Below are 14,993 nucleotides of genomic sequence, written 5' to 3'. Positions count from 1 at the left end.
TTGTCAGCGTCTGAACAGCAAGGCGAGCGGGATCGCCTGTCAGCACCGACCATTTAACTTACAGGAACCGGATTTATGAACGTCAGTCGTACCATGCACAAAGTTGCCTTTTGCGTCGCCACCGCCTTAGGTTTCAGCCAACCGGCTGTCGCAGCAGTGACCACAGCCTCAGCCACAGTGGCGCCAGCGGCGGCAGAAGTTGAGCATATTGCAGTGAAAGGCTATCGCTCCAGTTTGCAGGAAAGTGCCTTGCTGAAGAAACAGTCTGACAATGTCACTGAAAGCATTTTGGCCGATGATATCGCCAGTTTCCCCGATTTAAATCTGGCCGAATCGTTACAACGCATCTCAGGCGTCACCATTTCACGCGACTCAGGTGAAGGCCGGCAAATTTCGTTACGCGGCTTAGGGCCAAATTTCACCCGCACCCGCGTCAATGGCATGGAAGCGCTGTTTACCACCGACTCCGGCATCGACCAGCGTGGCAGCGCCTCCCGCACCCGTGACTTTGATTACAGCGTCTTTGCCTCAGAATTATTTAACCGCATTGATGTGCACAAATCTTATGATGCCAGCCTGGATGAAGGCGGCTTAGGCGGCACTGTTGATTTACAAACCGCCCGGCCTTTTGATTTTGACGGCATGAATGGCGCTTTGTCGGCCAAGGCTGTGCACAATGATTTAAGTCGCAGCACCAGCCCACGGCTGGCAGCCTTGCTTTCCAACACCTGGGGCGATGTTGGCGCTTTGTTTTCTGTCGCCTACTCCAGCGCTGAAACGCTGGAAAAAGGTTACCATGTCTGGTCCTGGCGGCAGGCCAGTTTTGGCCGCAACAACGTGGCGGCCACTGTCAATCCGGCCATTGCCGATCGGCTGATCAATGCCAAAGGCGCTAACCGTTTATTTATTCCCAGAGCCAATAATATCGCTTCCTGGCTGAACGAGCGTGAGCGGTTGGGGATCACCACCTCATTGCAATGGCAGCCATCGGAGCGGATGCAATGGAGTCTGGACGGCTTGCTGGGTAAATTATCCAACGACCGCCAGGAAAACCAGTTATCGACCGCTGGCACCAACGCTTTTACCGGCGATGTCACGGCTGGCCAGTTACTGGTGGATGCGGCAGTGGATGGCGATAACCTGCTGTATGCCTCGTTTAAAAATCTGGATTTACGCACTGAATCAAAAGTCAGCTACGGCGAAACCGATTTTCATCAACTGACGTTAACCGGCAAGATACAACTGAGCGATGATCTCAGCACCGACCTGCTGCTTGGCACCTCAAGTTCTGATTTTGCCCAGCCAATTCACGACAAGATTTTTGCCGAATCCGTGGGTCATGCCTTTAGTGTGGACTGGCGCAACGCCAACTATGGCCAGAACAGTTACGATTTTGAGATTGCCGATCCCAAGGCCTGGGTACTGATGCGCTCTGATGTGCGCGAAGATGCCATCGAAAATAGCTTTCAGACCTTGCAAAGTGACTGGCGTTATCAGCTCGACAGCGAAGACAGTCTCAGTTGGGGCCTGCAATATAAAGCTTATGCATCTGATGGTTATGAACGGCGTGACCGCATCGACTGGAAAAATATCGCCAATGCGCCCAAAGCCGTGTTTCAGCTCAACCCAATGCCGGTGCTGCGGCCTTATGCGGTGGCCGATAACGAAGCCACTTTTAGCGCCTTAGCAGCCACAGGCCGCATTTCGCGCAGTCTGGATGCGCGTTTTAATCAGCCGGGTACTGTTTATCAGTTGGAAGAAAATACCAGTGCGCTGTATAGCAAATACAGTTTTAACCGGGATCTGGACGGCATGGTGCTGCGCGGCAATATCGGTTTACGCTGGTATCAAACCGAGCAAAAGTCGGCCGGTGAAGTGAACACCGGTAAAAAGCTGGAATATGTTGAATTTAATAACAGTTACAACGACTTATTGCCAAGCCTTAACTTAGCACTGGAGCTGACGGATGCCTGGCTGGTCCGTGTTGGCGCCAACCGCAATATCTCCAGACCAGCGCTGAATCAATTGCGCGCCGCCGGTCAGGTGGGCGTGGCGGACACCAGAATAGCGGCCGGTAATCCAAAGCTGAACCGTTTTATCGCCGACTCCTTTGACAGCAGCCTGGAATATTACGGCCAGGATCTGCGCGTTTCGCTGGGCGCTTTTCATAAAAAGATGGATTCTTTTATCGTCGAACAATCAGTCACTATGCCGTACGCGCAAACCGGTTATCCGCTGGATTTTCTGGCGTTTGACCCTCGCGTCAACGCCCAGACTGAATTTACCGTTAATCAGCCGATTAATGGCGAAGGTGCCACTGTCAAAGGGCTGGAACTGTCGGCGCAGGCCGATCTGCGTTTCCTGCCTGGTCACTGGCAGAATCTGGGCCTGGCCAGCAATCTGACGCTGGCCGACGGCGAAACCACCTTATTTAACGAAGGCAAACCTTTTAAAGTGACCCCGCCTGGTTTGTCAGAACTGGCCTATAACATCACGCTGTATTATGAAACTGAGCTGTGGGGCTTACGGTTATCCCAGGCCTTTCGCGACGACTTTATCACGGGTGAAGGTGAAAGCCAGAATATCGTTGAAGGCTTTGATGATAGCAGCTTCGTTGATTTTAAAGCCTTTTATAACTGGTCAGCCAGTCTGCAACTGACCTTTGAAGGCAATAACTTAACCGATGAGCATATCCGTCAATTCCAGGATAACCGCACCCAGTCTTACACCACCAGCGGGCGCAATTTTATTCTGGGCCTGATGTATAAGTTCTGACGTTAGCGTTGGATGTTGTCGCAGGCAGACAGTCTCAGCCACTGGGGCTGTCTGCCTTGTTGTTGCCACCTAAGGCTGTGTCAGTTGTGGCAGCTTTGGCAGCTTAACAGCCAGGCTGCCACTGCATCACACTGACCATATGTCCTTCATAAAGCTCGGTATGATGGAACTGCCAGCCCAACCGCTGATAAAACGCCTGCTGATCTTCAGTAAACAAATACAAGGTTTGGATCTGCAGCTGAGCCGCCTGCTGCATCAGTTGTTGCACCAGGGAGCGACCCAAGCCCTGCCCCCGCACCGCGGGCACTAAATAAATATTGGCCAGCCAGGGACTGAGCTGTTGATTGGTCGCCATATCCTGTAATAGCAAAGAACCAGTGCCTACAATCTCACCCGCTGCATCCTGTAACAACCAAGTCTGCGGCAGCGCATCAGTCGACAAACACAACGCCAACTCAGCAGCAAAATCCGCCAGCGACCTGTCAGGAAACAAAGCCCCCCACTCAGCAAAATGCCAGGGCGCAATCAACTCAATCGCCGAAGGGTACTGGCGCAGGTTTATCAGTTGCATGGGATTTCCTTTAATAACTGGTTTCAGTTTATTGCTGTGCGGATAAAAGCAAAAACCCGGCGAATCGGTTTTTTAATGTCGTTTAAAAATAAAGACTTAACATGAAACAACCTGTAGCACGCATCCCGCTAAATTAGTACGGCTTTTGGTAAATCTAAAGTTTCATCATGTAGCTACCAGATTAGATTGGGCGCCTTCAAGAACTTGAAAATAAAGTTTCACCATTCGTATTCGTGGCTTATTTAGTTACCAGCACTTTCCTATTGGGTACAAAAAGTGTTAAATACCTAATCAATAGATTGAGCAAGGACAGCAAATGTCGCAGATAATCATAGACTCGGAAAATGCGTTTTTAGATTTATTAGGCAGGTTAAGTGAAGAGTCAATTGATGTTTTCACCGATGTAAAATTTGAAGGCTGGCCAACTCTACGATTCAATTTTAAAGGACAACGTTATAATTCAAGTCTACCCTCAAACGCCATGTCTGGAATTTTATCTCTTCAGGAAGCGTTTTCCAGGGCCTATGCGATAGCAAAATATGACACGACTAACTTACAAAAACTCACAGATACAGAGAAAAAAGATCTTGAGTTTATATTTGAAATCTCTGCAGGCTCAACACAGAACACTGCAGCTTCAGATGATTGGCTAAATCGAGCGTTTGACAACTTGGGTAACGTAATGGCGAATATGGAATCCAAACATAAAACTGCAGTATTTATTACCCTCATCTTATGCGCAGGCGGTTATTTTGCATTTAGCGAATACTTGCAGACAAAACAAAAAGAAGCTGAACTAGGGGGTAACTCCAGATTAGTTGTCTCAGTTCTTGAACAACATAACAAAACAATATCGGAATTAATTTCACCAGAAGCCAATAGACATATCGGCAAAAAAACAGAGTGGATCAAGTCCACGATGTCCGAAGGGCAAGCCTCGCTTGTTCGTTCGGTATCTGATGCTGATCAAGTTACATATGGGAATGTAGTGCTCAACAAAGTGGATATCAAAGAAATATCCAAATCAGAAAAACCAGTAAAAGATAAGCAAGAACTAATATCTGAATTCTCGATGGATGGGCTTAAAAAATATCCAGAATACCTCCTGTTTAACGTAACAGACCTAAGGTCTGGACAAAGTTTTTCATTAAAGGTGGATTTAGGTTTTACAAAACAAGTTGAGCTAGACTCCATGTACGCAGCGCTCAAAGATTCAACATCAGTAACCTTAGAAATTGATGCAGTTATAAAAGCTGGTGCTATAGAAAAAGGAAGGTTAATTAGCGTTATAAACAATAAGTAGCTAGCACTCCGTTATTCGTGGGAATGATGCAAAAAATCATTCTCACGAACTTACAATAAAAGCTTGCGTTTATTTACCGTTACACTTTTTCAACGTGCACATGCTTTTCAAAGTTGGTAGGTATGTGTAACGCGAACCACGCAACATTCTTCAAGTCTGCTAAGGTAGCTTGACGTTCGTGCGCGCCCAAGTCGAAACTCCGCAATTGAAGAGAGATATTATTGTTAGACATAAAACTCTTATCATTGATGGCATCAGCATTGTTACTAAAATACTGATTTATTGGGGCGTTCAAATTACTCTTTGTAAAACCACGTCCGTCGGTTCTACTACGATATTGAGACTTCAAATTGTTTATCAGATATACATCTATTGGGACATTACCCCAAGTTTGTAATACTTCGGCAAGCGAGATAAGAATGGCACTATGTAACTCTGCATCGAAAGGATCATGAACTTTAAAATTCAGCAAAATGCTATTTAATACTTCATACAAATGAATTCCAGTAAATACGTAGTTTGGTGATTTATCTCGTTTCCCTTTAAAGCGTTCAATATCAGCTGCGTTTACACATGGAAACTTACTTCTCCAGAGACTAACAACCTCGCTAACTAAGTTCTGATTATATTTGACAGCAACAGAATCTCGATTTAATGCTTGTGGTACTAGCCATCCTCTTGCTTTAATTCGCCGAGAATTTAATTCAACGACATTAGGTCTAGTTGCTTTCAAAGAAGCGCTCAGAATAAAGTCCCTACGCCATTCGCTCAAAGGTAATCCACGCTTTTTCACGAGAATAGCCCTTACGTTCTCTTCATGCTCAACATAAGCTTTAAAGGCATCTCGAACTTCTTTTTGAAGGAAAACTCTGCACAATCCTAAGTATGCTTTCTTGTAACCAAAAAAACGAGCTCGTTGCTGCAAAGTATCTGCAGCAGGCGAACTTCCTAAAGGTCTAGGCATATAAGTGATAGCCAATCCTTCAACTGTGTAACCACGATCAAGCTTAGCTCCACCCACCAATATCCAATATGGCGTTAGCTTCCATTTCACCTTCTTTTCAGCATCTTTGGAGCCATTTACCTGGACGCACCTTAACTCGCCTAATACCTCAGAACTCATCGCGCTAATCAATTCAGGCAAAGTATTGAGGTCGGGATACGTCTCCTTTAGCGATTCATATTCCTTTTTGAACATTGATTCAATAGTGGCAGGAGAGCTGTGGCGAGCTTCTTCAACTATTTTTTCTATAGATTTTACAGCTTTTTCTACCCAACCAAAATACAACTTATGCGAAGTAGTCGCCATTGATGGATGGATCATCATCGATCTATTTCTATCTATTCTTCCATCGCTATGGATAGAATGATATGCACACACCAAAAAGAAGTATCGAAGAGCGCTCAAGAGACTCTTTGGTACAGAATGGACTTGGTTATCCTTACTTGGCACTTCAGAGGGATGAATCTCAATAACAAGATTTGAATTATCTCTAAAAAAAGACTTTCCTCCAGTGTAAGCATCTCCAGGTGTTACTATCTCAGCGAAATTTGGATTGAGGATATTTGTCTGAGTCAACAACAGGTTAGCTTGAGGTGTTGCAGTGTATTGTAGAAAAGAATGGTGCGGAATACGATCCCTGACTATGCAGATTTTATTAAAAATAGAGCTTCTTGCATCAGGCTTTTCTTTACTCTTCTTAATGTCACCAGCTTTTGTATTCAAGCTAGCTTGGTCACTTTCATCATCAATAACAAGAACAGCTAGTTCGGATAATTTTAAAGAGCTTAAAACAATAGCAAGATTTTCTAAGTGATCTTGATGTTTTAGTACTGTAATTAAAACCGCTCTTTTTTTTACCGGGTTTCCACGCCAGACTCGCAATCGGTCTTGGATCTGAGAACCCATAGTATCTGTAGGGTTAGAAAAATGGCACCAATTCTGACCATCGTCAATTCCCAGATCTTTAGTTAACCTGTCTTCTGACTGCTCGCGTAAATTTGTTTTTGTTCCGGCAAAAACGATAACCAAGCCATATCCATTGTCTCTAGCGAGAGAAATTACTGTCTCAAAAGACATTGTCTTCCCACTCTGTACATACCCAACTACTAAGCCTGTTTCTCTACCATCCGGCGCTGTCGGTGGTAAGCATCGTCCTAAAATCCTGCGAGCTTCCTGCAATACCGAGTTATCCCCTACAGTTAATTCGTCGTAGCTCGGGCCATTTCCATCTTTAGTCTTACTACGCAAAAACTGTGTAGTTACATCACCGACCTCTGGAATCCACCGGAGCGGAGGGTTTAGAACTGCATCTGTAAGTTTCAAATTGGTCATTCAGTAAACTCCATTTTAATTAACTTTCCACGCATCAGGTAGTTGAAATGATGCAATACACTTTGCGGTGGCTCACCAGTAATATCCTCAGAAAGCATCAATGACACACCAATAGCAGAGGCAATACGAAGGAATAGCTCTATATTCTCATGTGAGGTGCCAATAAATCTGGATGAGAAAGGGTGCGCTAAGGAAACATCGATGATCAACGATCTCGTTCTTGCATTGCAGCCTTCATTCTGGTCAAGCTTTGACATCAAGAACCATTCATTACGAGCAGGTTCAACTGAGGTTCTCAGTGTTATGTTCCAAACATAATAGCCATCGTCAATACACAGTTTCCTTTCTGAGGCTTGCAATGGACTCGGCATTATCTCTGGCAACAGTTCTGGCGGAACTGCAGGGTTCGCTCTAGAATCTACCAATAAAGGTGCAACTTGCTCTTCGATATATTGAGCAACGAGTTCCGTTGCCAAAATAGCTTGTTGTTGGATGTGTTTTTTTGTCGGAAGGGCTCGGTAATTCTCGGCTTGAGAAATCAAATTCAAAGGCTCTTGTTCAAGTAAAGCTTTTAACTTTTCGAGGATAGATTCTTCGTGCTGCTCCCAACGAAAGCCATCTTTTGTATGACTAACTTCAAATCCTTCAACATGCAATTCACCAAATATACGTTGATAGGCATAGCTATTGGTATTTTTAAAAATTAAATCAGGCCGATACTTTTCATCAACACTACCAACTATCAGCCGATTTCTTCGAAAGAGTGAAAAGCCAGCCAGACGAGTAGAGCCGGTTTCTCTGAGAGCAACAAATCCTGTAATTGATTGGCCATTGCCTAAAGCCAAATTAATTTCTTTTCTCCAAACTAAAACTTGCTCTTTTGTGGCATCATCTATAATGCCTGGCTCACTGTATTTTGGAGCTTTAAGAATCGATGGTGTATCGTATTGCAGAATATCATCACCAATTTTAATCTCTACTTTTTTGGCGTTAATATACATCCTGTAAATACTTGCTAAATGCTCTTTTATTTTATTAATCGTTCGCCCATGAGGGATATGATGCAGGTTCCTAAGCGTAACAACTGTATAATGTGCATTTTTATCGCAATAGTACATATCGGGAACTAGTGAATTTAAATTGTTATCGACAATATTTTTTATGTCAAAATTTATTGTTCTTTCGACAGTTTCGCCAATTGATTTCGTTCTTACACTCCAATTCTTCGCAAACCAGCATGCGGCACTTTTCATGCCCATCCCAAATTCCGATAACCCATCTCGATTAGTCGGAAGTTCTGCAGCTCGAAATGCTCGAGGGAAATCAACTCCTGAGATACCAGCGGCATTATCTTCAATAGTTATGGAGCCAGGGACTGTGGTATCTATAGTTACTTTGATTTTTAACTTAAACTCATCGCCATGAAGCGCCTGCAAGGCAGACTGATTGTTCAAACTGCTTTGTATAGCATTATCAATGAACTCTGCTAACGCAAACCAAGCTTTGTAATTGAGGTACCTAAATATTGATAAAACAGTTACACCAGGTCGAATTTCTATTGGTGGAAATTCCTTTTTCTCATCCGCCATAACTCAGATAATCTCCTTTTTACATAAGCTTTTTGCTCTTCTTGTACTGGTTTGCATACAAGATTTTGAATTTTCAGCCTGTAAAATTAAATTCCGGGCCACTGTCTCAACAACAGTTGAGTTTACCGCATTACCTAAAGCGTGAAAGGCCTGTGTTGAACTCTTAGGTAGGTTTTGTAACTCTTCAAGACTTTGTAATCGCGCACATTCTCTTGGCGTCATATAGCGTTTTTGCCATGCAATTATCGGTACTTGAGTATCCGTCATTGCAATTAAACTGGGGGCCGTTGTCCTACGCTTGACTCTCACGCCAGATGCTCGAAACTGTAAAACGTAGTTCCATATATTCTGCTCTCCTCCTTGAACATTCCACTCAAGCTTTTGTAAGCTGGAAGGAAATTTCAGTATTTTTGGTAACCATGGATCAATCCAATCCTTATTTTCCAAATAAAAATTACGATTTTGTCTAATGAAATCTTTCTTCCATTTTGGAAACTTAAATTGCTCTGTTCGAGCGTGGCTAGGAAGATTAGCCCATTGTTGCACCACACTCTCTGCATTTTTTAAATCCACACCATGGCTACCCTTATAAGCCTCTAATCCAAACTTTCCAGATTTACTTACAAGCCCATACGGGGTTTCATCTTCAAAAGGATAAGTAGCCCCCCACTCCATAGACCATAGGGGAAAAGATGGTAATTTATAGCCTTGAGGGCATGAATTAATGAAGGAATCCCACACTTCCAAGCATTCCAACACTTGAGGTGAAAGCTTCTTAGCATCAGACGGATTATCGTCCAAGATACTATCTATAGCGGTAGGTTCATCAATAATTTCAGGCCACTGAAAGTGAGTTAATGGCTTTAAAGATCCGACTATATAGACCCGTTCACGGATTTGAGGAATACCAAAATTGTGAGGTGATAACTTAGCGGCATCAATATGGTAACCAAGCCCCTCGGCACCTAATAACTTCTGTATTTTAAGCCACGTTTCTCCTTTATCATGCTTCAACAAGTTAGGTACATTTTCGAGTATAAAAAACATGGGCTTCTTTTTTTCCAAAATATCTACAACATTAAAAAAAAGTCCACCTTGCTTAGTACATTCAAATCCTAATTGCTCTCCAGCTTTGGAAAATGGCTGACACGGAAATCCAGCAGTTAACACATCATGAGCGGGAACCATATCAGTCGGAACTTCTGTAATATCTCCAGCAGGACGGATACCAAAGTTTTTCTCATACAGGTCCTGAAGGCTAGATTTCCACTCAGCAGCGAAAACGCCATGACCTCCCAGCCGACGCAATGCAAGGTGAAAGCCACCTAGACCAGAAAATAAGTCTATGAATTTAAATCCGTTTACTAAACTCATTGGGAATTTCTCTTGCTACTAATTTTACAAACCATAAAGTTAGTTTTATTTTAACACAAACAGCTGTATAAATAAACAGCGATCATCATAGCAAAAATATTACAAACTGCTTTAAGTGATTCGTAAAGCATAACAATGTCTGCCTTTTATAAGCTCAAGATACCGACCAAAGACAAAAAGATAAAAAGATAAAAAGATAAAAATATTTGCACCTTTTACAAGAATTTTATCGAGATTTTATTTTTACACATCGCGATGTAATTCAATAACAAGACGTTTTATCTTTTCGTTTAATCTAGATGACCAATAGATTTTTTGTTTTTTATCAAAAGGAAAACTCGATTTAGGATGCATTACGGTCGTGTATTGAACATTTTTAAATCCACTCCATCGTAAAGACTTTTTTAATGTCTTTTGAATGATCTGGCTTACTAAATTTACTTCATCTGAATGAATTTTAATTATCAGCGTTGAAAATAAAGCGGCACCATCAGACGTATCAATCTCTAGTAAGCAGACTTCAGAGCCGCCTGAAAATTGAAATTTGGCAACTAAATAACATCTAGGGCGCCCATCTCTCATCAAGTGGTAGCTGCATCTTTTTACAATTGGCAACGGTTGGATGTTTAGCTTACGAAGCTTTAAATCAAAGCTGTTAGATAACTCATTAATAACTTCGATAAGCGCAATAAAACGGTCCGTTTCTGGATTTCCTGGTCGGAAAGACCTTTGGAGCTTCCTGCCATAGCCAGACCATCTAAACCGATTATTCCAATAGACTACTATAATTAAACCGTTTAATAAACAGCCATCTCGGACGTTCCTCATTGAGAGCGTGAGTATCCCAGTGATTTAATCAAGTTCCAAATATCAATAAGTTTAATCGACAACCATTACGTCCTACAATAAAAAAACTTTTCACAAAAAATACAACGCAACATAAATAAAATATGAAATTTACTAATCGAAGTCTATATGAAGCGATTCACCCGTGGTTTCGTGAAATTTATAATCCAAGTTCGAAAACGCGCTCTCAATTATTTTATTATGATAGTTAGCAACCCAGAAATATTTTCCTGAGACATCTTCCGAATTAGACATTCTAGCTTTGTCTAATTGATACTGAACATTATTCCTGTGTGCAATTAAAACATTCTTAGCATCCAATGACGATGCACGAGCAGATTCATATAAATGAGTCAAATATTGAATATAATACTGCCCATCAGTATCTCGTTGTAGTAATTCAAAAAAGAAATCTTTCGACTTATGCCAGTGATCACCGATAAAAAATTTCGACATCAAGTTGTTTCTGTCACAGCAAAGCCTTTGGTCTATTAGAATCCTAGGATACTTCGATATCACTGACTCCAGCTTGTAAGCCCTAATAAATGCAGGGCCAAACACCCTTGATTTATTTACACAAACTTCTCCGAAAGTAATACCTCCGCGCACAAAAACGCCATTACATGCTAAATTGCCTTGGGCGATAAGTAACGATTCGACTTCACCAGCTAAAAAATCCTCAATATACACATCATCCTTATCAGAAAATTCAGAAGGCACAGGCTGTATTCTTATAATGGAATCGGAAAATTGATACACCATCGGACGTAACTCATCTGATTGATATACGACTCTTCTCCGCTGAGGTACATTATTGAAATATTTCATTGCGTCCAGTTTATGATTGACTTCCTCGGAACTATTACCACTAATTAAGTCTGTAAATCCAAGTATGTCTATAAACGTGACGAAAGCATTAATATAGTTCTCCCCAAGATCTCGAAGTCCTGTAGGATGAATTTCTGAAACAAATTTAGTCATACCAATATCACCTAACATCATCATCAATTTGGCTATGATGGTTAATATAATGTTCTTCTGTCATATTGATGTCCATACAAACTAAGTAACGATCAATATCTAATCTATTGAGCACAACTCCGGCCCATTTCTTTGTGTAGTAGGACTTAACACTGCTTTCAGCCCACCCAGTACACCCTATTATTTCTGAAGAAAGAACCTCTTCGCCAATTTTTGATTTGAAAAGTTTATAAACTAATCGCGCTTTTTTATATCTATCAATAACCATAAAATTTTCCTCGAAAAACCCTAGTAGATATAAAGACTAAACCAACCTAAAAATAGAAACAAGCATGAACAAAAAGTAAAGCAGAAAAGAGATGTGTCAAAGCTTCACAAATGTAAATGCGATATTAATGAAGAGAAAGGCAAGCGAATAATGTTCAGTGCAGAGAGCTATCGGGGAGAACAGGAGTGCCTAATTAGAAAAAATAACAACCAAAGTGGGTAGTATTGTAGCTCCTTTGATTGAACTATATTTTCAATGATGAGACTTTATTTTGCGGGGTGAAACTTTATTTTCACCCCGCAACATCATTTAAATCAAAACCTTAAATCACTCAACCGTCACCGATTTCGCCAAATTCCTAGGCTGATCGACATCCGTGCCTTTGATGATGGCGACGTAGTAGCTCAGCAGTTGCAGCGGGATGGTGTAGATGATTGGTGCGATCAGCGGGTGGACGTGGGGTACATTCACTACGCGCTGGGTGGCGTCGGATTTAAAGTGGGCGTTGGCGTCGGCGAATACGTACAGAATACCGCCACGGGCGCGCACTTCTTCGACGTTGGACTGCAGTTTTTCCAGCAGTTCGTTGTTCGGCGCCACCACAATAATTGGCATATCGGCATCAATCAGCGCTAACGGGCCGTGTTTTAATTCACCGGCGGCATAAGCTTCAGCGTGGATATAAGAAATTTCTTTCAGCTTCAGCGCACCTTCCATCGCGATTGGGTACTGATCACCCCGACCTAAGAACAATGAATGGTGTTTATCGGCAAATTCTTCTGCCAGCGTTTCGATACTGCCGGCCAGCGTCAGGGTTTCTTCCAGCTTGGCTGGCAAGGATTTCAGCGCCGTTACCATCTCTTGTTGCTGAGCAGCGGTCAGGCCATTGTATTTACCAATCGCCAGCGTCAGCATCGCCAGACCGACCAGCTGGGTGGTGAAGGCTTTAGTAGAAGCCACGCCAATTTCAGTGCCAGCGCGGGTCATAAAGGCCAGATCAGATTCACGCACCAGCGATGAACCAGCAACGTTACAAATGGTTAAGCTGCCGAGGTAACCGGCTTCTTTGGCTAAACGCAGTGCTGCTAAGGTATCGGCGGTTTCGCCTGATTGCGAGATGCTGACCAGCAGGCTGTTTGGCTGGATAAAAGATTTACGGTAGCGGAATTCAGAGGCGATTTCGACATTACAGGAAATGCCGCCTAAAGATTCTAACCAGTAACGAGCCACCATGCCTGAATGGTAAGAAGTACCACAAGCGACGATTTGCACATGTTTCACTTTTTTGAACAGTTCCGCGGCACCGTTACCAAAAGTCTCATCCAGCACAGATTCAGCGCTTAAGCGGCCTTCCAGCGTGTTATTGATGGCATGCGGCTGTTCATAAATTTCTTTTAACATAAAGTGACGGTACTGACCTTTGTCACCAGCGTCATAACTGGCGTTTGATTCAGTGACAGTCCGCTCTACTTTTTCGCCGTTTTTGTCATAAACAGTGACGCTGAAACGGGTAATTTCCGCCACATCGCCTTCTTCTAAGAACATAAAACGACGGGTCACCGGCAACAGCGCCAGTTGATCAGAGGCGATAAAGTTTTCACCGATACCCAGACCAATCACCAGCGGGCTGCCAGAACGGGCCACCACTAAATGCGACGGATCGGTTTTGTCCATCAGCACAGTGCCATAAGCACCGCTGAATTGTTTCACAGATTTTTGCACTGCGGCTAATAAAGAACCGGCCGTTTTCAGCTCTTCTTCCACTAAGTGAGCAATCACTTCGGTGTCAGTGTCTGAGTTAAAGACATAACCCTTGGCTTTGAGCATTTCACGCAGCGGGGCGTGGTTTTCAATAATACCGTTATGCACCACCGAAATTTTCGCCGAGACATGCGGGTGAGCGTTGCGTTCTGAAGGCTCACCATGAGTGGCCCAACGGGTGTGTGCAATACCAGTGCCGCCTGGTGTCGGCGTCAGTTTCACCGCATCAGACAGTTCTTTTACTTTGCCTAAGCGGCGGATCCGTTGTAATTCACCATCGGCACCAATCACCGCCACACCGGCTGAGTCATAACCACGGTATTCTAACCGGCGTAAACCTTCGACCAGGATATCCACCACATCACGTTGCGCTACTGCGCCCACTATTCCGCACATATTTACTCCGGTTTTTCCATATTGAGTTGGACAGGGGCACAAATCACTTTGACACCCTGCTGTTCTATTTGCCTTTTTGCCGTGTCGGGTAACTTGTCGTCTGTTACCAGGATTTTTATCGACGTCCACGGCAGTTCAAGATTATGAATTTTGCGGCCGATTTTATCGGATTCAACCATCACCACCACTTCCCGCGCCACTTCAGCCATCACCCGGCTTAAGCTGGTCAGTTCGTTAAATGTGGTGGTACCGCGGTGTAAATCGATGCCATCGGCACCAATAAACAGTTGGTCAAAATCATAGGCCCGCAGCACCTGTTCCGCCAGTTGGCCCTGAAAGGACTCCGACTGTGCGTCCCAGCTGCCGCCGGTCATCAGTAATTTAGGTTCGTGTTCTAACTCGCGCAGGCTATTGGCGATATACAAAGAATTAGTCATCACCACCAACCCTTGTTTGGCGGAGAGTTCCGGCAATAACGCCGCTGTGGTGCTGCCACTGTCGATGATAATCCGGTAATGATCACGAATCAGCGCCGCTGCCGCTTTCGCCAGCGCTTGTTTGCGCAGCGAAATTTTATCGACGCCGTTTTCGGTCATCAGCTCTTGCGGTAAAGGCACAGCGCCACCGTATTTGCGCAGCAACAAGCCATTATGTTCCAGCGCGGTCAGATCCTTACGAATGGTGACTTCAGAGGTATCAAAACGCAACGCCAGAGCATCAACACTGACCTCGCCCTGTTCATTCAGCAAATCGACGATAGCGCGCCGGCGTTGTTGGGTATTGCGTTTGTTCAT

The 14,993-nt window shown here is 43.6% G+C and carries 11 protein-coding genes; 2 read left to right on the top strand and 9 right to left on the bottom strand.

Annotated features, from left to right (window positions below; genetic code table 11):
- The first annotated feature begins 75 nt into the window (after positions 1-75).
- Complete coding sequence (locus tag AC53GJ_RS00705) at positions 76-2,775, top strand: TonB-dependent receptor (protein ID WP_496730628.1); 2,700 nt, start codon at positions 76-78, stop codon at positions 2,773-2,775.
- 103 nt (positions 2,776-2,878) lie between these two features.
- Here AC53GJ_RS00705 and AC53GJ_RS00700 read toward each other — a convergent pair whose 3' ends face one another.
- Entirely contained in the window at positions 2,879-3,346 is a 468-nt protein-coding gene (locus AC53GJ_RS00700; RefSeq protein ID WP_496730627.1) for a GNAT family N-acetyltransferase, read from the bottom strand.
- A gap of 316 nt (positions 3,347-3,662) precedes the next feature.
- Between AC53GJ_RS00700 and AC53GJ_RS00695 the strand changes: the two genes are divergently transcribed.
- The gene (locus tag AC53GJ_RS00695; protein ID WP_496730626.1) at positions 3,663-4,649 is read left to right on the top strand and encodes a hypothetical protein; all 987 of its coding nucleotides are present in this window, start codon (positions 3,663-3,665) and stop codon (positions 4,647-4,649) included.
- A 79-nt stretch (positions 4,650-4,728) separates the two neighbouring features.
- On the opposite strand, the gene AC53GJ_RS00690 is transcribed toward AC53GJ_RS00695, so the two are convergent.
- The 8 genes from AC53GJ_RS00690 to AC53GJ_RS00655 all read right to left on the bottom strand — a co-directional run bounded on the left by AC53GJ_RS00690 (position 4,729) and on the right by AC53GJ_RS00655 (position 14,993).
- A complete protein-coding gene (locus AC53GJ_RS00690) occupies positions 4,729-6,984 on the bottom strand; it encodes a Z1 domain-containing protein (RefSeq protein WP_496730625.1) in 2,256 nt (751 codons plus the stop codon).
- A complete protein-coding gene (locus AC53GJ_RS00685; RefSeq protein WP_496730624.1) occupies positions 6,981-8,573 on the bottom strand; it encodes an ATP-binding protein in 1,593 nt (530 codons plus the stop codon). Before AC53GJ_RS00685 ends, AC53GJ_RS00690 begins: the two co-directional genes overlap by 4 nt.
- Before the next feature lie 3 nt (positions 8,574-8,576).
- Complete coding sequence (locus AC53GJ_RS00680; protein ID WP_496730623.1) at positions 8,577-9,947, bottom strand: DNA cytosine methyltransferase; 1,371 nt, start codon at positions 9,945-9,947, stop codon at positions 8,577-8,579.
- A gap of 243 nt (positions 9,948-10,190) precedes the next feature.
- On the bottom strand, positions 10,191-10,775 hold the full coding sequence (locus AC53GJ_RS00675) for a Tn7-like element transposition protein TnsE (protein WP_496730622.1): 585 nt from the start codon (positions 10,773-10,775) through the stop codon (positions 10,191-10,193).
- Between the two features lie 132 nt (positions 10,776-10,907).
- Positions 10,908-11,774, bottom strand: a complete 867-nt coding sequence (locus tag AC53GJ_RS00670) for a hypothetical protein (protein WP_496730621.1) — start codon at positions 11,772-11,774, stop codon at positions 10,908-10,910.
- 7 nt (positions 11,775-11,781) lie between these two features.
- Positions 11,782-12,042, bottom strand: a complete 261-nt coding sequence (locus AC53GJ_RS00665) for a hypothetical protein (protein WP_496730620.1) — start codon at positions 12,040-12,042, stop codon at positions 11,782-11,784.
- 327 nt (positions 12,043-12,369) lie between these two features.
- Positions 12,370-14,199, bottom strand: coding sequence for a glutamine--fructose-6-phosphate transaminase (isomerizing) (gene glmS / locus AC53GJ_RS00660; RefSeq protein WP_496730619.1), 1,830 nt, complete (start codon positions 14,197-14,199; stop codon positions 12,370-12,372).
- A 2-nt stretch (positions 14,200-14,201) separates the two neighbouring features.
- Positions 14,202-14,993, bottom strand: a complete 792-nt coding sequence (locus AC53GJ_RS00655; RefSeq protein WP_496730618.1) for a DeoR/GlpR family DNA-binding transcription regulator — start codon at positions 14,991-14,993, stop codon at positions 14,202-14,204.

It is taken from the genome of Rheinheimera sp. B2H12 (genome assembly GCF_059620065.1).
This window is presented reverse-complemented; position numbering and strand designations above follow the sequence as displayed.